Below are 21,961 nucleotides of genomic sequence, written 5' to 3' on the forward strand. Positions count from 1 at the left end.
GGGCGCGATGCGAACGGTATTCTGGACGGGCTTCTGGGTCTTCCTGCTGGATCAGGCGACGAAATACATCGTCGTGCACATGATGAACCTGCGGCAGCTGGGGCAGATCGACGTGTTGCCACCCTTGCTGACCTTTCGCATGGCCTGGAACGAGGGGATCAACTTCGGTCTCTTTGCAGGGGGCACGCCCTGGACGCGCTGGATTCTGATCGGCATTGCCGCGCTGATCTGCGCGGGCGTGATCTGGTGGGTCTGGCGCGAACGCCCGCGTCGCATCGGTCTGATTGCCGCCGGGCTGGTGATCGGCGGGGCGCTGGGCAACGTCGTGGACCGGCTGCTGTACGGCGCCGTGGCAGATTTCATCAACATGAGCTGTTGCGGCATCGACAATCCATTCGCTTTCAACGTCGCGGATGTGTCGATCTTTGTCGGGGTGTTGATGCTGGTCTTTCTTCCGGCGGAGAAAGACGCGTGACGTTGCCGTGGTGATCGTCTAGAACGGCTGACAATAAAGGAGGGTGGCCATGGCGCTGGCACGCGGCTTGATCATTGTTGCCATACTGGGACTCGCAGCCTGCGGAGAGCGGGAGCGGGATATTTCCCTGCGCAGCTTCCACAATCCCGGCGGCGGGCCGGAGGAATTCGCCATCCTGCCCAACAAGGCGCTGGAGGCACCGCCCTCCTATGCGGAACTGCCGGCGCCGACGCCGGGACAGGGCAACCGTACCGACCTGACACCGGAGGCCGACGCGGTCGCGGCGTTGGGCGGCAACCCGGCGGCGCTGGACAATCGGGGCGTGGCCGCATCGGATGCGGCGCTGGTCGCCCATGCCGGCCGGCGCGGCATCAACCCGGACATCCGCCCCGTCCTGACCGAAGAGGACGAGGATTTCCGCCGTCGCAAGTCGCGGTTCACCAAGATCCGGCTGTTCCGCGTCGATCGGTATTATCCCGCCTACAAGCGCCAGGCGCTGGACGGCCAGAAAGAAAAACAGCGGTGGCAGAACGCCGGCGCGCCGACGCCCACCGCCCCGCCTGCGGTTCAGTGACCCGACCAGCGGGGCGTGCGCCCCGGTGACGAGGCGCATCTGTCACGCGGCCTTGGATGCCAGGGGGCAGGGTCTGGCGTGCGACATCGGGCAATGCAGATACGACGGCGTCACACCCCCGGTGTCGCGCCGTTTCGCTTTTCTGGGGGACCGGTCGCCGTGAAATAGGGGCCGCCGTGCCGCCGCGCCCGTGGTTTCCCTTTGCCGCGATTGGGTCTATTGCAGGTCAGCCGGATGGCCGGGCCCTCACGGTCTGTCATCCCGCGCGCCAGTAGGAGAACCAGATGTCCCAGCCGCTTGATCCCGTTGACCTGACCGCCCGCCTTGTCCGCTGCCCCTCTGTCACGCCGGAGGAGGGCGGCGCCCTGCGCCTGCTGGAAGAGATGCTGACCGGCGCTGGCTTCACCTGTCACAGGGCCGATCGGGGCGGGATCTCCAACCTGTTCGCCCGCTGGGGCGACAAGGGACATGCCCGCACCCTGGGCTTCAACGGGCATACCGACGTGGTCCCGGTGGGCGATACGGCGGCCTGGTCCGTCGATCCCTTTGGCGCCGAAATCCGGGATGGGAAGCTGTGGGGACGCGGCGCGACGGACATGAAATCCGGCGTCGCGGCCTTTGCCGCCGCCGCCGTGGATTTCGTCACCCGGACACCGCCCGATGGGGCCGTCGTGCTGGCCATCACTGGCGACGAGGAAGCGGACGCCACCGATGGCACCCGCGCCCTGCTGGACTGGATGGACAGCACCGGCGAGGCGATGACCCATTGCCTGGTCGGAGAGCCCACCTGCCCCGAGGTGATGGGCGAGATGATGAAGATCGGGCGGCGCGGCTCTCTCACCGCGAAGTTCACCGCCAACGGCGTGCAGGGCCATTCCGCCTATCCCCACCGCGCGAACAATCCGATCCCCGCGCTGGTGCGTCTGATGGATCGCCTTTCCGGGCACGAGCTGGACACGGGCACCGATCATTTCGACCCCTCCACCCTGGCCGTCGTCACCATCGACACCGGCAACCCGGCCACCAACGTGATCCCCGCCGCCTGCCGTGCCACGGTCAACATCCGGTTCAACGACACCCATTCCGGCGACAGCCTGACCCGCTGGCTGCAACGCGAGGCGCAGGAGGTCAGCCGTCTGTTCGACCTGCCCATCGACGTGGAGATCAAGGTCAGCGGCGAGGCCTTCCTGACCCCGCCCGGAGCATTCTCCGAGCTGGTCGCGAGGGCGGTGGCGGCGGAAACCGGTGTGACCCCGGTGGCCAGCACCTCTGGCGGGACATCGGATGCGCGGTTCGTCAAGGATCACTGCCCGGTGGTTGAATTCGGGCTGGTCGGTCAGACGATGCACCAGGTGGATGAACATGTCGTCGTCGACCAGATCACCCAGCTCAAGGCGATCTACGGCCGGATCCTCGCCGATTACTTTGCCTGACATCCAGGTCCGGGGCGCTGCCGCCGCGCTCTGATGCCAGGGGAGGCGCAGGACCGTGGTTCGCGGCGCGGGGGGCTGTGGCGTTTGAACGGCCTGACGGGGGTGGACAGCGCCGGCGCCGCCCCCATTTCCTTCATGACGCCCCGTTGCACCCGTGATAGGCCTCGCTCATGACAGATCTGCCTTCAAAATCCGATATCCTGCAATGGATCTCCGACAACCCCACCCAGACGGCCAAGCGTGACATCGCCAAGGCCTTCGGGATCAAGGGCGCCGCGCGCATCGATCTGAAGCGCCTGCTGAAGGAGCTGGAGGACGAAGGCCACCTGGAAAAGCGCAAGAAGACCTACCGCGATCCGGATCGCCTGCCGCCCGTCAGCGTGTTGCAGGTGGCCGAACCCGGCCCCGATGGCGACCTGACCGCCCGGCCGCTGGAATGGGCGGGGGAGGGGCCGGAACCTGCCGTGCACATCATCGCCCGCAGTTCTGACCCGGCCCTGGGCGCGGGGGACCGTATCCTGGCCCGGTTGACCCTGATCGAGGGCGCGCATGCCTATGAGGCCCGCCTGATCCGCAAGATCGGACACAATCCGCAGCGCATCCTGGGCGTCTACCGCCAGGGGGCGGAGGGCGGGCGCATCATGCCCATCGACAAGGGGTCGGACCGCGAATGGCTGGTGCCCGACGGCGCCACCCACGGCGCCCGCGATGGCGAATTGGTCGAGGCCGAGCAGAGCGGCCCGAAATCCCGCATGGGCCTGCCCCGCGCCCGCATTGTGGCGCGGCTGGGCGATCCCTCGGCACCGCGCGCCGTATCGCTGATCGCCATTCACCAGCACGGCATTCCCGACGCCTTCCCCGATGATGTCGTCGCGGAGGCCGACGCGATGAAACCCGCCGGGCTGAAGGGGCGCGAGGATCTGCGCCATCTGCCGTTGGTCACCATCGACCCGGCCGATGCCCGCGACCATGACGACGCCTGCTATGCCCAGGCCGACGACGACCCGAAAAATCCCGGCGGCCATGTGCTGTGGGTGGCGATCGCCGATGTGGCCCATTACGTGCGCCCCGGCACCGCGTTGGACCGGGAGGCCCGGCGGCGCGGCAATTCCACCTACTTCCCCGACCGCGTGGTGCCGATGCTGCCCGACCGGCTGTCGGGCGATCTGTGCTCCCTCCACGAGGGGGTGCCGCGCGCCTGTATCGCGCTGCGGATGCGGCTGGATGCGGATGGCAACAAGATCGATCATGCCTTCCACCGCGGCATCATGCGTTCTGCCGCCTCGCTGCATTACGAGGAGGTGCAGGCGGCCATGGACGGCGCGCCCAATGACCGCACCGCCCCGCTGATGGAAGAGGTTCTGGAGCCGCTCTATGCCGCCTACGCCGCGTTGGTGCGCGCGCGCGAAGCTCGGCAGCCGCTGGATCTGGACCTGCCCGAACGCCGGATCGAATTGTCGGAGGAGGGCGAAGTCACCTCGGTCCGGTTCAAGGATCGTCTCGATGCGCACCGCATGATCGAGGAATTCATGGTTCTCTCCAACGTCGCCACGGCGGAGACGCTGATCGCCAGGAAGGTGCCCTTGCTGTTCCGCGTGCATGAGGAGCCGCCGGTGGAAAAACTGGAAAGCCTGCGGGAAACGGCCCAGGCGTCGGGCTTTGCCCTGGCCAAGGGGCAGGTGGTGCTGACCCGCCATTTGAACCAGCTGCTGGATCAGGCTGCCGGCACCGATTTCGCGGAACTCATCAACATGTCCACCCTGCGCAGCATGACGCAGGCCTATTACGCCCCGGTGAATTTCGGCCACTTTGGCCTGGCGCTGAAGCATTATGCGCATTTCACCTCGCCGATCCGGCGCTATTCCGACCTGGTGGTGCATCGTGGGCTGGTCCGCGCCCATGGATGGGGGGAGGACGGGCTGACCCCGCAGGAGATCGAGACGCTGGATGCCACCGGTGCCCATATCTCCGAGACGGAGCGGCGGTCGATGACGGCGGAGCGTGACACTACGGATCGCTATCTCTCGGCCTATCTGGCAGAGCGGGTTGGCAGTGAATTCACGGGCAGGATCAGCGGTATTGCCCGGTTTGGCGCCTTTGTGCGGCTGGACGAGACGGGCGCCGACGGGTTGATCCCGATGCGGTCTCTGGGGGCGGAATATTTCCATTTCGACCGCGATGCCGGCACCCTGATGGGCAGTGAAACCGGGGTGGAAATCGCGCCCGGTCAACGCGTGCGTGTCAAGCTGGCAGCCGCCGTGCCCGTGACCGGCGGGCTGGAGCTGGAGCTGCTGGAGCTTGACGGCCAGCAGATGCCCGGCGGTACCGGCGGACGGGGCGGGCGCGGCGGACGAGGCGGCCCGCGCGGACGCGGCGACAGTCCGCGCCGCAAATTGGTGAAGGCCAAACGCAAATCCGACAAGATCAAGCGCAAGGTGAAACGCCAGCGCCACTGAGCGCCGCGCGGAATCCTGCGCGCCTGCCGCGGCGCTATCTTTCGAAATCGGCGCCAAGGCTATATGCTGTTGTCACAAGTCCGGCAAACGGGCAGCGAAAACAGAGCAGTCAGGGCGGTCACCATGACACGTATCCACGCGGGCCTTCCGGGTCTGGTCCTTCTTTGCGGGTTGCAACTGGCGGTGGCAGAGGCCGTGCGCGCCGATGCGCCCGGCCGGTCTCTGCGGCCCCAGGTCCGACCGGCCAGCATCACCTCCATGGCGACCCGCGTCGCGGCGGCGCGTCCGGTGGATGTGGCCCCGCCCACGCCCGGCGCCCCGGCCTCCGCCGATGCGGGGGAGGTGGCCCGCGCAGCGCTGCGGGCCATCGAAGTGACGCGCAATGCCAACCCCCGTGCGCCCGCCCTGCCGCGCGGCAATGCCACCGACGAGTTGTCGAACGTGATCGCCGTGACCGCCCGCGAATCGGAGGCCCACGCCCCCGTCACCCTGGTGCGCCGCAGCCTGCGCCCCCGTCTGCGCCCCGCCAACCTGGCGGAGGCCCCACGCCGCGCCGCCGCCGCCGCCGCCCCTGCGCCACAGGCCGTGCCTGCCGCGCTGCAAGCCGATTTCAACCGCTGGATCGCCGGGTTCCGGGGGCGCGCGCTTTCGGCGGGGGTCTCCGGCGCGGTGTTCGACCGGGCCTTTGCCGGCGTCGAATACCTGCCGCAGGTCGTGAAACGCGACGGCAACCAATCGGAATTCACCACCTCCACCGGCGATTACCTGTCGCGCGCGGTGTCCGACAGCCGCGTCCGCAACGGCCGTGCCGCCGCCGCCGAACAGGCCGGCCGCCTGAATGCGATTGCCGCGCGCTACGACGTGCCCGGCCATTACGTGGCCGCCGTCTGGGGCATGGAAAGCAATTACGGCGCCAACCGGGGCAACACTCCGCTGATCTCCGCGCTGGCGACGCTGGCCCATGACGGCCGGCGCGGTGCCTTCTTCGAGAAGCAGCTGATCGCGGCGCTGAAGATCCTGCAAAATGGCGATGTCCGGCCCGAGGACATGACCGGCAGCTGGGCCGGGGCCATGGGCCACACGCAATTCATCCCGACCTCCTACGCGGCCTATGCCGTCGATTTCACCGGCGATGGCCGCCGGGACATCTGGTCCGACGATCCGACCGATGCGCTGGCCTCTACCGCCGCATACCTGGCCAAGGCCGGCTGGATCCCCAACATGCCCTGGGGGGTGGAGGTCATCGTGCCGCGCGATTTCAACTTTGCGCTGGCGCATGGACCCAAGAAGATGCCGTCGGAATGGGAACGGCTGGGCCTGCGCGCCGCCGATGGCGGGCGGCTGCGCGATCACGGATCGGCAAAACTGCTGTTGCCCTCCGGAGCGCAGGGCGTGGCCTTTCTGACCTTCCGCAACTTCGACGTGATCAAGCGGTACAACAATTCCGATGCCTATGCGCTGGGTGTCGGTCACCTGGGGGACCGCATCGCCGGGGCTGGCCCGTTGAAAGGCTCATGGCCGGAAGGCGACCACCGCCTGAAACGGGCGGAGCGGGAGGAGGTCCAGCGCCTGCTGGCCCGGCGCGGGTTCGATCCCGGTGGGGTGGACGGTCGGCTGGGGCCGAATTCCATCCGCGCCATCCGCGCCTTTCAATCCAGCGCCGGGCTGGTGCCGGATGGCCACCCGTCCGTGCCCCTGTTGCAGGCGCTGCGGCGCTAGGCTGCCTGGCGGTCTCGTGCCCGGACCTGCACCGCAGGATGGGCAGGCGGAAGGCGCCACGGGGTGCCTTAGGCGGGGGGAATCAGCTTGCCTGGGTTCATGATGCCCGCCGGGTCCAGCGCGGCCTTGATCGCGCGCATGGCGGCCAGCGCGGCGGGATCCTTGCGCCGGGTCATGGCGCCCAGTTTGACCGTGCCGATGCCATGTTCGGCCGAGAAGGTGCCGCCCAGGTCCAGCGCGATCCCCTCGATCTCCTCCATCACATGTTCCTTGTGCACGGGATCGGCGTCACGCGGGAAAATCGTGTAATGCACGTTGCCGTCCCCCAGATGCGCCACCACCGATGTCGTCGCAGCGGGATCGAGCTGTGCCAGACGCGCATCCGCCCGGCGCAGGAATTCCGCCACCCGGTCCAGCGGCACGGCCACGTCCAGGGTAATCCGCAGCTTGTGCTGACCCGCGATTTCGGCGGCGGCCTCCCGTCGGGCCCACATCTCCCGGCGCTGTGCCTCGGAACTGGCGATCACCGCGTCGGAGATCCGGCCATCCTCCAGCATCCGGCCCAGCACCTCCTCCAGCCGGGACTGCACCGGGATGCGGCCATCGGGGCCGGGGGTGCAATCGCGCGGAGCCAGAGCGCCGACCTCCACCAGGATGTTCACCGGCCAGGTCCGGTCGAAGGGCGCGCGGTGGCCGGGGGGCAGGGCGGTGTGGGCCTGCACATAGGTGCCGGGCATGTATTCGCAAGCCTCCACGCTGCCGCCCGTCTCTGCCTGTAGCGTGTTCAGCAGCGCCAGCGCATCGTCCAGATCGTCCATGGCGACCATGGCGGTAGCATAGGCGCCGGGCTTCGGGAACAGCTTGACATGGGCGGCGGTGATCACGCCCAGCGTACCCTCCGCCCCGATCAGCAGGTGCCGCAGGTCATAGCCGGAATTGTCCTTGTGCAGCGGGGACATCAGATTCATCACCGCGCCCGAGGGCAGGACCGCCTCGATCCCCAGCACCAGGTCGCGGGTATTGCCGTAGCGCAGCACGTTGGACCCGCCCGCATTGGTGCCAAGCGCCCCGCCGACCATCGCCGATCCGCGCGCCCCGAAAGTCAGGGGAAAGACCAGGTCGTGATCCTCGACCGCGCTGTGCAGATTGGCCAGGATCACCCCGGCCTCCACTACGGCAGAGCGCCCCTCCGCCCGGATTTCGCGAATGCGGTTCATCCGTTCCACCGACAGGATCAGCGCGCCCTCTCCGTGGCCCGCGCGGGTCAGCCCGGTGCGCCCGGCGACGGGGATCAACGCCGTTCCGGTCGCGCCCGCCAGCCGCACGATGGCCGCCACTTCTTCGGTGGAGGCGGGGCGCACAACGGCCAGCGGCACGGTCGCATGGGCCGGATCGCCCCAGCCATGGCCATAGGGCGCGGCATCCGCCCCGGTCAGAACATGCTCTGCCCCGACGATCGCCTGCAAGTCTTCCAGCATCCGCGCTCCCTCTCCGTTTCGGTCCCGGCGCGCGATCATGGGCAAGTGCCGTCGGAACGGCAAGCGGCGGGCCGGCGAAAACCCGGCTTTTTCCGCTTGACCTCCATCGGAGCCTGCCCTAACTAGCGCCACGGTTTGGCGGAGTAGCTCAGTTGGTTAGAGCAGCGGAATCATAATCCGCGTGTCGGGGGTTCAAGTCCCTCCTCCGCTACCACCACACCCCCATATTCTCAGAGTACGACACGTGGGCGCGCCTGTGCGCGCTGATGGTTATGTGCCTCTCCGGGCGGAGGTCAGGCACAGGCGACGGCCCGGGCCATGAAGGCAGAGGCGACAACGCCGTCGATCAGCACCGATCCTGTCCGCGTCGACAGCCGCTGGCGCAGGCGGGACATGCCGGCGCAACCAAGAACGACGGCACCGGCCCCCCTGGACCGCGCCGTGGCAATGGTAATCGCAAGCCGGTCTTCGACGGCTTGTCCGCCTTGCTCGACCTCCAGCACCGGCAGCCCGGAGGCAAAGACCCCGAAACAGGCCTGTCGATGGCCATAGGCGTCCACGTTCGCCGCGATCACCGGCACGGAGATGTCGAGGGTCGTGACGATACCGAAGCGGTCGCTGTGCAGCGTCGCCAGCGACATGGCGGCCTGTCCGATGCCGATCACCGGGCAATGTGCCGCGGCCCGCATCCGGGCCAGACCGGTGTCGTCGAAACACCCGATGACAATCGCGTCCACACCCGTGGCCCGCGCCTTCGGAAGGAGGGACAGCATTCCCTTGATCGCGGCGGCGCCATCTTCCGGGCCCTGAATCGCGGGCGGGCCAAGGTGATTGGTCCAGCCCAGCACGTCGGCGTCCGGCGCGGTGTCTCGGGCGACCGCCACCATGCTGTCGGTCATGGCCTCGGTGGAATTCGGGTTGAGGTAGAGCAGGCGCATGCTCAGACCTGCGACCGTGCGTGTCTGGCCCAATCCCGAAGGATCTTCGCGGCTTCCGCGTCCAGATGCTGTTCGGAGGGCATGGCGCGCTCCCCGACTGCGCGCCCGCATTCATGGGTCAGACGATCGACATCCACGGGAAAACGCGCGGCTTCGGGCAGATCGGCGATGGCCTCACCGGCCTGCGCCATGTCGGCGGCGTAATAAAGCGCGGTGATCCCGGCGATGTTCATCGCCGCCACGCACAGGGCACAGGGTTCGCAGCTGGAATACAGCTGACAGCCGCGCAGATCGACGGTTTCAAGGTTGCGGCAGGCATCGCGGATCGCTTCGGTTTCGCCATGCGAGGTGGGATCGTGGTGCATGACCGAGCGGTTGATGCCCTCGCCGACGATCTTGCCGTCCTTTACGATGACCGCGCCGAACGGCTCCGTTCCGGGGGTGTCGAGCGCCTGGGCCGAAATCGCGATGGCGCGGCGCAGGAAGGTCTCATCGTACATCGGGGGTTCCTTCTTCGGCCGCGAAACAGGCAACGCGACGGTTGTGGACATCGGGACTGCGCTGCGGGCGTTCTGATTTGCAGCGGTCGAACGCCAGCGGGCAGCGCGGGTGAAAGCTGCACCCCGAAGGGGGCGACACCGGGGAGGGGACTTCGCCCCCCATCGGGCTGCGGTCGCGGCGCGGGGCCTCAAGGTCGGGGATCGTGTCAAGCAGCAGGCGGGTATAGGGATGCAGTGGGTTGACGAACAAGTCGGCGGTTGGCTGGATCTCGACGATACGGCCCAGATACATCACCGCGATCACGTCGGCCATGTGGCGCACCACACTCAGGTCGTGGCTGATGAAAAGATAGGTCAGGCCCATCTCCTTTTGCAGCCGTTTCATCAGGTTCAGCACCTGCGCCTGAACAGAGACATCGAGGGCGGAGGTCGGCTCGTCACAGACCAGGAATTCCGGCTCGCCGGCCAGGGCGCGGGCGATGGAGATGCGCTGCCGCTGGCCGCCCGAGAATTCGTGCGGGAATTTCAGCCCGTCGGCGGGGGCCAGCCCCACGGTGCGCAACAATTCATCCACACGGGCCGAAACCTCGGCCTCGGGGGTGTCGGGTTTCAGCGTGCGCAGCGGCTCGGCGATGATCCGGGCGACGCGCCAGCGCGGGTTCAGGCTGGCAAACGGATCCTGGAAGATCATCTGGAGCCGATCCCTGTCACCGTTGAAAGTGATCTTCCCCCCCGAAGGGGCGTGAAGCCCGGTCACCAGCTTGGCGATGGTGCTCTTGCCGCAGCCAGATTCGCCAACCAGCGCAAGGGTCTGGCCGCGCTGGATGACGAAATCGACGCCGTCGACGGCGCGCAGGGTCTTGCGCGGCTTGCGCTCGATCAGGCGGTTGAGCCAGGGGGCGGAGACGTCGAAGCGGCGTTCCAGCGCGTCGACCTCAAGGATGGCGTTGGTGCGGAGGGTCATGCAGCTTCTCCCTGGTCTACGGTGCCGGTCTGCGCCAGCCAGCAGGCGGCGCCGGAGGCCTCGCCGCTGGCGATGCGCGGCACCTCGGCGCGGCAGCGCGGCCCGGCATGGGCGCAGCGCGGGTTGAAGGCGCAGCCTTGCGGGATGGCGTTCAGCCGCGGCATCGCGCCGGGGATCATCTGCAATTCCTCGACATCCTTGCGCAGCGAGGGGATCGAGCCCATCAGCCCGGTGGTGTAGGGGTGGCGTGGCCGGCGTACCAGGTCATTGACGCTTCCGACCTCGGCCAGCCGGCCTGCATACATCACCGCCACACGGTCGGCGGTTTCGGCGATCACGCCCATGTCATGGGTCACCAGCATCACCGCTGTGCCCCGCTCCCGGCACAGCCGTTTCAGCAGGGCGGTAATCTGCGCCTGGATCGAAACATCGAGCGCGGTGGTCGGCTCGTCCGCGACGATCAGCTCCGGCTCGGCACAGAGCGCGAGGGCAATCACGATCCGCTGCCGCATCCCGCCGGAGAACTGGTGCGGGTAGCTGTCGATGCGTTCTTCCACCGCCGGGATGCCGACCTCGCGCATCAGTTCCCTGGCGCGTTCGCGGGCGCGGGGCTTGTCGAGGTCGCTGTGCAGGCGGATGGTTTCGACCAGCTGGTCCCCGACCCGGAACAGCGGGTTGAGCGAGGTCAGAGGGTCCTGGAAGATTGCGCCGATGCGACGGCCGCGCACGGCTTGCATGGCACGGTCATCGAGATTGTCGATCCGGTCGCCGGAAAGGTGAATCGTGCCGGCGGCGATCCGTCCCGGCGGTTCCAGAAGCCCGAGGATCGACATGCCGGTCATAGACTTGCCGGCACCGGATTCACCGACCACGCCGAGGATTTCACCACGTCGGATTTGCAGCGAAATGTCATCGACGGCGGTCAGCACGCCTTTGCGGGTGGGAAATTCGACGCGCAGGTTCTGCACGTCGAGAACGACATCGCTCATGGCGTGACCCTCTTGTAGCTGGGGGTGAAGATTTCGCAGACCGGCGGATGGCCGGCGGTGCGGTCCGGGTATTTGGCGATCAGCCCGTCGAATTGCGCCTGGGCGCGGGCGGCATCGGCCGCAGCGTCGACGCCGGGGATCACGCCATCGGCCATCACCTGCCGCCCGTCGATCCAGACATCGCGCATGTCGCGGCCAGAGGCGGCGGTCATCAACGTCTGTACCGGGTCGGGCGTTTGCAGGCAGTGGCGCAGATCGATCACCGCGATATCAGCCTTGGCACCGGGGGAGAGGCGCCCGAGGTCAGCCCGATCCAGCGCCTGTGCACCGCCCAGCGTGGCCGCATCGAACATGTCTTCGGAACGAACCGCCGAGACACCTTCGGCCAGACGCGCGGTCATCATGCCGATCTGCATGTTGAGGATCATGTCGGCCGGATGGGTGTCGGTGCCCAGCCCGATGTTGATGCCGCGCGCGCGGGCCTTGGGAAAACTCTTCAGCATCCCGCCATGACGCGCGGCCACCAGCGGGCAATGCACCAGCGTGGCCTGGGCCTCTGCGATCAGGTCGAATTCGGCATCTGTCGCCTGCGTGCCATGCGGCAGCAGCCAGGTGTCGCGCAGCGCGCCGATGCGGCTCAACCACTCAATCGGTGCGCAGCCGTGCTGTTCCCGCACCAAATGCAGTTCCACCGGCGACTGGCTGCAATGCAGGCGCACCGGCGCGCCCATCTCGGTGGCGATTTCGGCGGTGCGTTGCAGCAGCGTCCCGGTGCAGGTTTCGATCCGGTCGGGGGCAAACATCGCGCGGATGCGTCCCCCGGCGATGCCGTCGACGCGCCGGGCGAAATCGGCCGCCTCGGCCAGCCCTTCCAGCCCGCGCGCCTCGTCAAAGACGGCGCGGATATTGCCCGCCTCATCCGTCACCTGTCCGCCGGTGCGATAGGCGGGACCGAGGTAGACCCGCAGCCCGAGGTCTTCGGCCGCGGCGGCGGCGGCTTCGAACTCCGCGACGGTCTCGCCCCATGCGCGGTAGAACAGGGAGGCGATGGGCAGCGCCGTGGTGATGCCGTTGCGGATCAGCTGGGCAAAGGCATGGCGCTTCTGAAATGCCAGCTCCTCGGGCGTGTACATCTCGTAGGGGCCACGATTGACATAGCTCTCCGGCCAGACGCGGCCCTTTTGCCACGCCGGCCCGTTGTCGAAGCCCAGGATCGTCGTGTCGAGATCCGACAGCGCATCAAGGTCGATGAAGCCCGGCGAGATCACGGCTTCGCCGTAGTCGATCCGCCGCGCCACCGCGCCGTCGAAATCTGTGCCGACATGCAGCACCCCGGTCCCTTCGATCACCACCACGCCGTTTTCATGCACCACGTGGCGCCCGCCCTGATGGCCTATGACCCAACGGGCCGAAAGAAGCGTCCGGCCCGGCTTCGCCCCCTCCATCATGGGGCCTCGATCACGCAGGCACCGTCGCGGGCGATGACTTCACCGCCCTTCAGTACCAGTTTGCGCGGCGCATGGGTGACGACGGCCTCGGCCAGGGTGTCGCCCTCGATCAGCAGGCAGTCGGCACGGCAGCCCGCGTCCAGCCCGTAGCCCTCGGCTCCCATGATCGCCGCGCCGCCGAAGGTGCAGATGTCCAGCGCCAGCTCCACTTCGTCATCGCGGCGCAGGTTGTTGCGCATCCCGATGTGCATGGCCTTTTCCAGCATGTCTGAATTGCCATAGGGCCCCCAGGTGTCGCGGATGCCGTCACAGCCCGCGCCGGTCAGGATGCCAAGCGCCTTCAGCTCCTTGACCGCCGGCACCGGAGCGGAGGCGGGGGCCGTCGTGAGGATGTGAATGCGGTTCTCGGCCAGTTTCTCCTGCAACCCTGCGACATAACCGCGATCCACCGCGCCCAGGCAGAAGGCATGGGAGATGGAGACCTTGCCCTGCATTCCCAGCGCCATGGTGCGGTCGATGATTTCCTCCATCGAGAACCAGCCCAGCGCATCGCGTTCGTGCAGGTGGATATCCACCGGCTTGCCGTGTTTCTCGGCCAGCGCGAAGACGGTATCGAGGTGACCCTTGGGGTCATGTTCCATCCCGCAGGGATCAATGCCGCCGACCAGGTCCGCGCCAAGGCTCAGCGCCGCATCCATCAGCTCGGCGGTGCCGGGCCGGGTCATCATGCCCGACTGCGGAAAGGCCACGATCTCGATGTCGACCATGCCGGCGAGCTTCTCGCGCGTTGCCATGACGCCCTCGATCCCCGCCAGCCCGTGATGGGTGTCCACGTCCACGTGACTGCGGATATGGGTGCAGCCGTGCGACATGGCGAGGATGGCATGACGTTCGCTTTGCACCCGAGGGTCAAGGCCAAGCGAGACCTTCACCTCGCGCTCGTTGTCGATCTTGTCGATCAGGCGGGGACCGACCTCGTTGCGATACCACGGCAGGCCCAACAGGGATTTGTCCAGGTGGGTATGCGCCTCGACCAGGCCGGGGATGACGATGCGGCCGCCGCCGTCGATCACCTCGGCGTTTGCGGATGCGTCGGCGACAAAAACGCCATCCGCGATATGCAGGTCGGTGGCCGGGCCGCCCATCGGGCGCACATTCTGAATTGTCTTGTTGGTCACTGGAATCACCGCAGTTTGGGGTTGAGCGCGTCGCGCAGCCAGTCGCCGATCATGTTGACCGACAGCACGATCAGGCAAAGCTGGATCGACGGGAAAACAACGATCCACCACAGGCCGGAAAAGAGATACTGGTTGCCGATCCGAATTAATGTGCCGAGCGAGGGCTGATCCGGCGGCATCCCGACGCCCAGGAAGGACAACGTCGCCTCCGACAGGATCGCGAGGCCAAAGTTCAGCGTTGCCGCCACCATGATGGGCGTCAGGCAATTGGGCAGGATGTGGTGCAGCATGACGCGCCAGGATTTTACCCGGATCAATTTGGCCGCCTGCACGTATTCCTTTTTCGCCTCCACCATCGCCGAGGCGCGGACCGTGCGGGCGTATTGCACCCAGGAGGGCACCGCGATGGCAAAGATCAGGATCGGCGCCGCCAGCACGTCCTTCAGCCCCGTGGGCAGCGAGGCGCCGGCGATGGCGGTGATCAGGATGGCGATCAGGATGAAGGGCATCGACAGCAGAACATCGCCGACCCGCATGATCACGTTGTCGATCCAGCCGCCGAAATAGCCCGCGATCAAACCCAGAGACAGGCCCACGGCCAGCGCCAGCAGCACCGAGGCAAAGCCGATGATCAGCGAGATGCGCGAGCCATAGAGCACCGCCGACAGGATGTCGCGGCCCTGGGTGTCGGTGCCCAGAAGGTAGGGCCATTGGCCGTCGGCCTTCCAGATCGGCGGGATCTCGGAATTCCAAAGCTCCAGCGCGGCCAGGTCATAGGGGTTCTGCGGCGTGATCAGCGGCGCCAGAAAGGCGGTCAGGGCCACCAGCGCCAGCAGCATCGCAGCAAAGATCGCCGAAGGATGCGCGCGGAAGGAATGCCACAGGTCGCTGTCGCGCAGGCGGGTCAGCCGCGCGGGGCGCGCCGGGGTGGCAGGCGGGGTCAGGGGGATGGATTTGTCCATTGGGGTCTCCGGTTCAGCCATTGCCACGGGCGCTGTCGTCGCGCAGGCGCGGATCGACCCAGGCGTAGGTGATGTCGACGAGGGTGTTCAGTGCGACGAAGATGAAGGACACGATCAGCAGATAGGCGGCCATCACCGGCAGGTCGACAAAGGTCACCGCCTGGATGAACAGCATCCCCATGCCGGGCCATTGGAACACCGTCTCTGTTACCAGCGCAAAGGCGATCAGGTTCCCGATCTGCATGCCCGTCAGCGTGATCACCGGCATCAGACAGTTGCGCAGCGCGTGGCGCCATTGCACGCGGGCGGTCGGCACGCCGCGCGCGCGGGCGAACTTGATGTAATCGGCGCGCAGGGTCTCCAGCATCTCGGCCCGCACCAGCCGCATCACCAGCGTCACCTGAAAGGTCGAGAGCGAGATCGCCGGCAGCACAAGCGCCGCCCGCCCGGAAGGCGTGAGCAGCCCGGTCGACCACCAGCCGATGTCTACCGTCTCCCCGCGTCCGAAGGCCGGCAGCCAGCCCAGAGAAACGGAAAAGGCGAGGATCAGCAGAATGCCGACCACGAAACTTGGCAAGGATACCCCCACGATCGAACCCAGCTGCAACATGTTGGCCAATCGACTGTCGCGATAGACGGCGGTGATCACCCCGGCCGGGATGCCCACCACAAGCGAAATCACGGTCGCCACCAGCACCAGTTCGAAGGTAGCCGGGAAGCGCTCCTTGATCAGCACCATCACATCCTGCTGGTTGCGATAGGAGATGCCGAAATCGCCCTGTACCGCATTGGTGACAAACCGGGTGTACTGGGTGACGAAACCGTCGTTCAGCCCCAGCCGCTCGCGCAGCTCGATGCGGTCCTGCTGGGTGGCCTGCTCGTTCACCATCATCTCGACCGGGTCGCCGAAGAAACGGAAGATCACGAAGGCCAGAAGCGCCACCGCCAGCATGACGAAGGCCGCGTTGGCCGTACGTTTTAGAAGAAAGGCAATCATTCCGGTCTCCGGGGTCAGGTGTCAGATGGGACAAGGCGCGCGCGGTCCCCGCGTCTTGCCGAGGGAATTCTCAGGGGGCCGGGGATCGGGCTCCTGGCCGATCGGACCGCCCCGCAGGGCGATCCGGGTCATGCGCTGGGTCAGCCGCCCATCTTCGCGAACCAGAGCCGCGGCTTGGCATCCGGGAAAAGCGGCATCTCGGCCACACCCTCGGTCACCGCCCAGGCCATCGGCTGCTGGTGCAGCGGGATCATGATCATCTCGTCCTTGACCATTTCGAGGGCCTGCGTTTGCAGGGCCAGCCGGGCGTCGAGGTCCAGTTCGCTGCCTGCCGCGTCGATCAGGGCGTCCAGCTCGGGGTAGGACCAGCCGCCCCAGTTGAAGACACCGGCATTGCCATCCTTGGAGTGGAAGATCTGAAGCAGCGGCGAATAGCTGTCGAGCAGCGGCAACGTCGCCCAGCCAAGCGTGTAGACGTCGGTCTTGCCATTGGTGCGCTTCGGCGATTGTACGGCGCGCGGTGCCACGTCCAGCTTGGGTGACAGTCCGATCCGGCTCCACATGGAGGCGATAGCCTGACAGAATTGTTCCTCGTTCACCAACCCGTCGCTGAGGCAGTTGAATTCGAACTCCAGCCCCTCGGGCACGCCCGCCTCGGCCAGCAGGGCCTTCGATGCGTCGGGATCATGGACCGGCAGTTCGTCCAGCGCCTCGGTATAACCGGGGATCGGCGGCGCGACGGTGGCACCGGCGTTCCGGGACTTGCCGCGCATCACCTTCTGGTGGATCAGGTCGAGGTCGATCGCCTTGTACAGCGCCTCGCGCACCGGCTTTTCCTTGAACGGGTTGGGTTCACCGGTGGTCAGCGTATCACGAAACGGAAAGCCGATCATCACGGTGCGCAGGTCGACGCCCTCCAGCACCTCGACATTGGGTGCGGCGGCCAGGCGCGGCAGATCCTGAACCGGCGCGTCATTGGTAAAACTGATCTCCCCCGACAGCAGCGCGGCCACGCGGGTCGCCGCCGAGTTCACCGGCGTCAGCTCGATCCGGTCAAGGTTGTGCTGCGGTTCGTCCCACCAATCGGGGTTGACGACAAAGACGGTCTTGGCGTCCGGTTGCCGGCTTTCGACGACGAAGGGGCCGGTGCCATTGGCGTTGTAGGTCGCGTAGCCTTCGGTGCCGGCGCCGACGTCGGTGGGCATCAGCGCGTCGTTTTCGGTCATCCATTCCTTGTCGAAGATATGGATGTTGGTCAGGTCGTTAAGCAGCAGCGGATAGGTGCCGTTCAAGGTGATGTCGACGGTCAGGTCATCCACTACCCTGGAGCTGACATAGGCCGGCAGGTTACCTTTCAACGGCGAGGTCTCGTGACTGACACGGGTCAGGGAGGCGACGACATCCTCGGCGGTGAACGGGTTGCCATTGTGGAAGGTCACGCCTTCGCGGAGCTTGAACCGCCAGGTGATCTGATCGTCGAGGATTTCCCAGCTTTCCGCCAGCGCCGGCTCGATCTTCAGATCCTTGTTGTAGCGCACCAGCCCCTCGTAGACGTGGTTGAGCACGTTGATGGTGAAGCTGTCGCCGAAGGAATAGGGGTCGAGCGAGCCGATATCGCGATTAGCGCCCCATTTCAGCACATTCTCAGCCTGCGCGGTGGCCGACAAAGCGGCAACCGCCGCAGTAGCGAGCATGAGGTGACGTAGTTTCATGATCTGGTCCTCTTTGGCCTGGATTGCATTTGAGATTCGAGAAAATTGGATACGATGTATTTTGGGTGGCACAGTGAATACGTTAGAGCAACCAAATTGTATCCGATTGACCATTTAAACCGTATGCGATAGTGATTGTGCAAATTTGATAGGCAGATCCGACCATGAGTGAGACCAAGACGACGCTGACCGATGCGGTGCATGACCTGCTGCGCAAGGCGATCATCGAACAGGCCCTGAAACCGGGAATGCGGTTGCCCGAGGACACCGTGGGAGAGCAATTCGGCGTGTCGCGCACCATCGTGCGCCATGCGCTTGTGCGGCTGGAGCACGAAGGCCTGGTGGAGACCCGGCGCAACCGCGGAGCCTTCGTGGCGGAGCCGACCCGCGACGACGCACAGCACGTCTTCGAGGTGCGGCGCTGTCTTGAGAACGACGTGATTCGTTTGCTGTGTGATCGCATGCCGGGCAGCGGTTTTGACCGGCTGGAGGCGCATGTGCGCCAGGAACAGGCGGTGCGCGGCAAGGATGGGCCGGTCTCCATTCGTCTGGCCGGTGAATTCCATATCCTGTTGGCCGAACTCACCGGCAACCCGGTGCTGACCCGCTATGTCGCGGAGGTGGTGCTGCGCTGTTCGCTGATCCTGTCGCTATATGCGCGCAACCATTCCTCGGATTGCGCGGTCGATGAGCATTCGCAGATCATCGACGCAATCCGCGCCGGCGATGCACAGCGTGCCATCGGGATCATGGAACATCACCTTGGCGCTGTCGCGGACCGTGCCGAACTTTCCGCCCAGCCCGATAGTATCCAATCCATCCTCTCACATTACGGCAAGGAACTGACCCAATGACCCTGCAAGACGGCCACCACGCCTTCGATTTCGCCGAGCTCTCTGCGCGTGAGGCCTACAAGGTGATGATTGGCACCATCGTGCCGCGCCCGATCGCCTGGGTCACCACGATCTCCCCCGACGGGGTGGTCAACGCGGCGCCCTATTCGTTCTTCAACTGCCTGTCCGCCGATCCGCCTATCCTGGCGCTCGGGGTCGAGAACAAGCCAGACCGCAGCTTCAAGGACACCGCCTGGAACATCCGCATGACCGAATGTTTCACGGTCAATATCGTCGACCGCGCCAATGCCGATGCCATGTCGGTAACCGCCGCCGATTTCGCCCCCGAAATCGACGAACTGGAGATGGCCGGGCTGACCGCAGTGCCGGGTGATCGCGTGGCCTGCCCCCGTATCGCCGAGGCTCCGGTGGCCTTCGAATGCGAGCGTTACCTGGGTATCGCGGTCAGTTCTGCCCGCGAGATCATCCTTGGCCGCATTCTGCGCGCGCATATCCGCAAGGATATCATCGAGCCGGGCACCTACTATTCCGATCACCGGAAACTTGACGCGCTGGGGCGAATGGGGGGCAATGGCTATGCCGGAACCTTCGATTATTTCGACCTGCCGACACCTTCGTCCGAAGAGGTGCTCAACCCCGGCAAGGCGCAGGCGCGGGCGGGCAACCGCTAAGGCTCGCTCAGGCCCGTCGACTTTGCCGGTTCCCCCTTGGGGATCGTGGTCCGCGCGGGTGCTGCAGGGTGTCAGGTAGGGGCGAAGACACCCACGCGCCCCTCCGGCGGGGCAGGTCAGGGCCGGATGCCAGAGGAACGCGACGGATGTGTATTCGGACGATAGATCGTCGAACGCTCCGGGTTGATACGCTGCCGCGCCGCGATCATCCTGAACCGTCATCGGGTCGTAAAATTTGCGGGTATCCGGGAGATAGACCCCCTCGACATTCAGTCCGGGGCTTGGAGACAGGAGTGTTCCCAGCCCCGTCAAAACGTGCCCGGAGGCCTTTTCCTGCGTGTCAGGGCGCTCCTCAATGCGCGGGGATGAGGACGATCTTGCCGACGTGCTGCTTTTCCTGGAAATCCTGCTGCGCGGTGGCGATCTGGTCCAGCGGATAGGTGCGCGCCAACAGGGGCCGGATCTCACCCGCTTCGATATAGCGGATCAGATTGCCAAAGACCGGCGCGTCCCAGGCGGTGCAGCCGATCAACGTGATATCCTTGAGATACATGTCGCGCATGTCCAGATCGACCATCGGACCCGCAATCGCGCCGGAGGAGGCATATCGCCCGCCGCGCCGCAGCAGCTTGAGACAGGTGCCAAAGCCGGGACCGGCGACGTTGTCGATCACCACGTCCACCGCCTCGGTGCCCAGGCAGGCCAGCGGATCGTCTTCGCGGGTCAGCACGATGTCTGCGCCGATTTCCCGAAGGGCCTGCCGCTTGCTGTCGCTGGTAATGGCGATGACCTCGGCACCCCGCCGCTTGACCAGCTGCACCAGCGCCGAGCCGACGCCGCCGGAAGCGCCGGGCACCAGCACCCGCATGCCGGCGGTGACCCCCGCGCGATGCACCATGTTCTCCGCCGTGCCATAGGCGCAGGGAATCGTCGCCAGTTCGGCGTCGGTCCAGTCGCAGGTGACGGCAAAGATCTCTGCGGCTGGCACGGCGACATATTGTGCAAAGGCGCCGTCGAAATCCGACCCCATCCAGATATTGTCCATCCGATCAAAACCATGTTCGCGCATGCAGGCCCGTACCAGGACGCGTGTGCCGATCAGGGCGCGATCCACGTCCTCCCCGACTTCGACCACCTCTCCGCAGCAATCGGTTCCCTGAACAAAGGGGAAGGGTGTCGCGGCATTCCAGCCGCCGTCGGGGCGGGGGTCGGTCTCTCCGGTGTCGTTGGTCGCTGCGGTCACGGAGGCGGAATACCAGCCCAGCCGGGTGTTGATCTCGGTATTGTTGACGCCGGCGGCCAGCACCTTGAGAAGGGCCTGCCCGGGGCCTGCGGCGGGCATCGGGTAGGGTTTGTAGACCAGCCGGTCATACCCGCCGGTTCCGGTGGTGACGACAGCCATCATCGTCGGCGCGGTTTCGGCGGAGTTGTCCTGCATGACGGTCGTTCCCTTGAAGGCGCGCGCGCAGCCAGCGCGGCAGCCGCAAGGGTAGTGACCGTTTTCCGCGGCCACAACCGTCGGCCCGCCGACAGGTGGGGGCGGTGCGGGGCGCGGGTGGACCATGCGCGCTGGGTGTCTGTCCCGCGCGCCCACAGAGGGAATGCCCGCGTGCAGGCCGATTGCACCGATCACACGGGTTTCCCGGCGATTTCAATTCTGACGTTTCCTTTGGGTCTGGCTGGCTGCGCCGCTACGCTCCGCCGGAATGCATGTCCGGGGAGGTGCTATGCTGCGGAAGGAAGAGGAATTCGCGAGGCAACGCCTGATTGCCTTCTTCGCTGAACAGGGAATGGCGTGCGAGGTGATCGAGGGGGCTGACCCGCCCGATCTGGTCGTGAAGTGGCCAAGCACGGTGGCTTGGGGCGTCGAGGTGACGCGCGCCGATCACCATTTGCCCGAGATCGGAACCGGGACTCCGAAACCCGCTCGGGGTGTCATGGAGGCGCTCAAACGTTTTGGCGACGATCTGGGCAAAAAGACCAAAGCGCTTCGAAAGCGGGCGTACGTGATCTCCCTCTCGCCGCCTGACGCGCTCAACCCCGGCATTGCGGGGCAAAGCTGGAAGGATTGGAAGACGATGGTCGAAACTGCCGTCCTTCGGCATCTGGAGGAGGCACCGGACGCTCCCCTGACACTACAAGGTTGCAGGTTACGGTTTTCGCATGGTCCAGCGGGCACATGGCGTGTGTGGCCGACCTCCGGGCTTCTTTGCCCCGATTCTGAGGCCGACAAGATGATCAGGAACGCCTTGGCGACCAAGGCGGAGGGGTTGGCCAGGTGGCCTGAGGGGAGCGGGGAAAAGTGGCTGTTCCTGTTTGTCGAAGGTGCCTGGGGCGGCGATGTGATTTCTCCGGCCTGGCTGGAGCAGTGCCGCGAAGAACTGGATATCTCTCCCTTTTTTGACGGCATCTTCTGGATGCTGCGCGAGGATCGGACCAGCGTGCAGGCGCACCGGTTCGACCGACCTTCCTCCTTGGTAGGGTGAGGCCCTTCGCGTCCCGTAGGCGCCCGCCTTTGGTATGGCTTGCAGCTACTTATGATGCGGGTTTGCGATAAATTGCGGAACCTCGGGGGGGTGGGGGCCGTTTGGGACATGGTGGTCCCGGTCGCGA

At 66.1% G+C, this 21,961-nt stretch carries 19 protein-coding genes and 1 tRNA gene; 9 read left to right on the forward strand and 11 right to left on the reverse strand.

Annotated elements, in window-relative coordinates; translation table 11 throughout:
* The first annotated feature begins 7 nt into the window (after positions 1 to 7).
* The 5 genes from lspA (at position 8) to G5A46_RS06545 (ending at position 6,657) form a co-directional block, all read left to right on the forward strand.
* Positions 8 to 475, forward strand: coding sequence for a signal peptidase II (gene lspA, locus G5A46_RS06525; RefSeq protein WP_163848421.1), 468 nt, complete (start codon positions 8 to 10; stop codon positions 473 to 475).
* Between the two features lie 49 nt (positions 476 to 524).
* Positions 525 to 1,049, forward strand: a complete 525-nt coding sequence (locus G5A46_RS06530; protein ID WP_163848423.1) for a DUF3035 domain-containing protein — start codon at positions 525 to 527, stop codon at positions 1,047 to 1,049.
* A 284-nt stretch (positions 1,050 to 1,333) separates the two neighbouring features.
* Complete coding sequence (gene dapE, locus G5A46_RS06535; RefSeq protein WP_163848425.1) at positions 1,334 to 2,482, forward strand: succinyl-diaminopimelate desuccinylase; 1,149 nt, start codon at positions 1,334 to 1,336, stop codon at positions 2,480 to 2,482.
* Between the two features lie 170 nt (positions 2,483 to 2,652).
* Entirely contained in the window at positions 2,653 to 4,938 is a 2,286-nt protein-coding gene (gene rnr / locus G5A46_RS06540) for a ribonuclease R (protein ID WP_163848427.1), read from the forward strand.
* A gap of 123 nt (positions 4,939 to 5,061) precedes the next feature.
* Positions 5,062 to 6,657: a lytic murein transglycosylase gene (locus G5A46_RS06545; RefSeq protein ID WP_338050024.1), complete on the forward strand. Its 1,596-nt coding sequence runs from the start codon at positions 5,062 to 5,064 to the stop codon at positions 6,655 to 6,657.
* A 68-nt stretch (positions 6,658 to 6,725) separates the two neighbouring features.
* On the opposite strand, the gene G5A46_RS06550 is transcribed toward G5A46_RS06545, so the two are convergent.
* On the reverse strand, positions 6,726 to 8,135 hold the full coding sequence (locus tag G5A46_RS06550; RefSeq protein WP_163848429.1) for an FAD-binding oxidoreductase: 1,410 nt from the start codon (positions 8,133 to 8,135) through the stop codon (positions 6,726 to 6,728).
* Between the two features lie 137 nt (positions 8,136 to 8,272).
* Here G5A46_RS06550 and G5A46_RS06555 point away from each other — a divergent pair.
* Positions 8,273 to 8,349: transfer RNA gene (locus tag G5A46_RS06555), tRNA-Met, on the forward strand.
* Between the two features lie 79 nt (positions 8,350 to 8,428).
* On the opposite strand, the gene G5A46_RS06560 is transcribed toward G5A46_RS06555, so the two are convergent.
* The 9 genes from G5A46_RS06560 to G5A46_RS06600 form a co-directional block, all read right to left on the reverse strand.
* Positions 8,429 to 9,073 carry an aspartate/glutamate racemase family protein gene (locus tag G5A46_RS06560; RefSeq protein ID WP_163848431.1) on the reverse strand — a complete coding sequence of 215 codons (645 nt, stop codon included), beginning with the start codon at positions 9,071 to 9,073 and terminating at the stop codon, positions 8,429 to 8,431.
* A 2-nt stretch (positions 9,074 to 9,075) separates the two neighbouring features.
* Complete coding sequence (locus G5A46_RS06565) at positions 9,076 to 9,573, reverse strand: nucleoside deaminase (RefSeq protein ID WP_163848433.1); 498 nt, start codon at positions 9,571 to 9,573, stop codon at positions 9,076 to 9,078.
* Positions 9,563 to 10,537 (reverse strand): ABC transporter ATP-binding protein, encoded by a 975-nt coding sequence (locus tag G5A46_RS06570; protein WP_163848435.1) that lies wholly within the window; start codon positions 10,535 to 10,537, stop codon positions 9,563 to 9,565. Before G5A46_RS06570 ends, G5A46_RS06565 begins: the two co-directional genes overlap by 11 nt.
* Positions 10,534 to 11,526, reverse strand: a complete 993-nt coding sequence (locus G5A46_RS06575) for an ABC transporter ATP-binding protein (protein WP_163848437.1) — start codon at positions 11,524 to 11,526, stop codon at positions 10,534 to 10,536. Before G5A46_RS06575 ends, G5A46_RS06570 begins: the two co-directional genes overlap by 4 nt.
* Entirely contained in the window at positions 11,523 to 12,974 is a 1,452-nt protein-coding gene (locus G5A46_RS06580; protein ID WP_338050025.1) for a chlorohydrolase family protein, read from the reverse strand. Before G5A46_RS06580 ends, G5A46_RS06575 begins: the two co-directional genes overlap by 4 nt.
* The gene (locus tag G5A46_RS06585; protein ID WP_163848439.1) at positions 12,971 to 14,152 is read right to left on the reverse strand and encodes an amidohydrolase family protein; all 1,182 of its coding nucleotides are present in this window, start codon (positions 14,150 to 14,152) and stop codon (positions 12,971 to 12,973) included. Before G5A46_RS06585 ends, G5A46_RS06580 begins: the two co-directional genes overlap by 4 nt.
* Before the next feature lie 5 nt (positions 14,153 to 14,157).
* Complete coding sequence (locus G5A46_RS06590) at positions 14,158 to 15,114, reverse strand: ABC transporter permease (protein ID WP_163848441.1); 957 nt, start codon at positions 15,112 to 15,114, stop codon at positions 14,158 to 14,160.
* A gap of 13 nt (positions 15,115 to 15,127) precedes the next feature.
* Positions 15,128 to 16,111 (reverse strand): ABC transporter permease, encoded by a 984-nt coding sequence (locus tag G5A46_RS06595; protein WP_163848443.1) that lies wholly within the window; start codon positions 16,109 to 16,111, stop codon positions 15,128 to 15,130.
* A gap of 140 nt (positions 16,112 to 16,251) precedes the next feature.
* A complete protein-coding gene (locus G5A46_RS06600) occupies positions 16,252 to 17,823 on the reverse strand; it encodes an ABC transporter substrate-binding protein (RefSeq protein WP_204318700.1) in 1,572 nt (523 codons plus the stop codon).
* A 164-nt stretch (positions 17,824 to 17,987) separates the two neighbouring features.
* Between G5A46_RS06600 and G5A46_RS06605 the strand changes: the two genes are divergently transcribed.
* Together G5A46_RS06605 and G5A46_RS06610 are read left to right on the forward strand one after the other, a co-directional pair.
* Entirely contained in the window at positions 17,988 to 18,677 is a 690-nt protein-coding gene (locus tag G5A46_RS06605) for a GntR family transcriptional regulator (protein WP_163848445.1), read from the forward strand.
* The gene (locus G5A46_RS06610; protein WP_163848447.1) at positions 18,674 to 19,348 is read left to right on the forward strand and encodes a flavin reductase family protein; all 675 of its coding nucleotides are present in this window, start codon (positions 18,674 to 18,676) and stop codon (positions 19,346 to 19,348) included. Before G5A46_RS06605 ends, G5A46_RS06610 begins: the two co-directional genes overlap by 4 nt.
* 352 nt (positions 19,349 to 19,700) lie before the next feature.
* Here the strand turns inward: G5A46_RS06610 and G5A46_RS06615 are convergent, their stop codons facing one another.
* Positions 19,701 to 20,786, reverse strand: a complete 1,086-nt coding sequence (locus G5A46_RS06615; RefSeq protein WP_239520647.1) for an alcohol dehydrogenase family protein — start codon at positions 20,784 to 20,786, stop codon at positions 19,701 to 19,703.
* Between the two features lie 289 nt (positions 20,787 to 21,075).
* Between G5A46_RS06615 and G5A46_RS06620 the strand changes: the two genes are divergently transcribed.
* Complete coding sequence (locus G5A46_RS06620) at positions 21,076 to 21,834, forward strand: hypothetical protein (RefSeq protein ID WP_163848449.1); 759 nt, start codon at positions 21,076 to 21,078, stop codon at positions 21,832 to 21,834.
* The last annotated feature ends 127 nt before the right edge of the window (positions 21,835 to 21,961 follow it).

Origin of the sequence: Pseudooceanicola aestuarii, from assembly GCF_010614805.1 — a bacterium.
GTDB lineage: Bacteria > Pseudomonadota > Alphaproteobacteria > Rhodobacterales > Rhodobacteraceae > Pseudooceanicola > Pseudooceanicola aestuarii.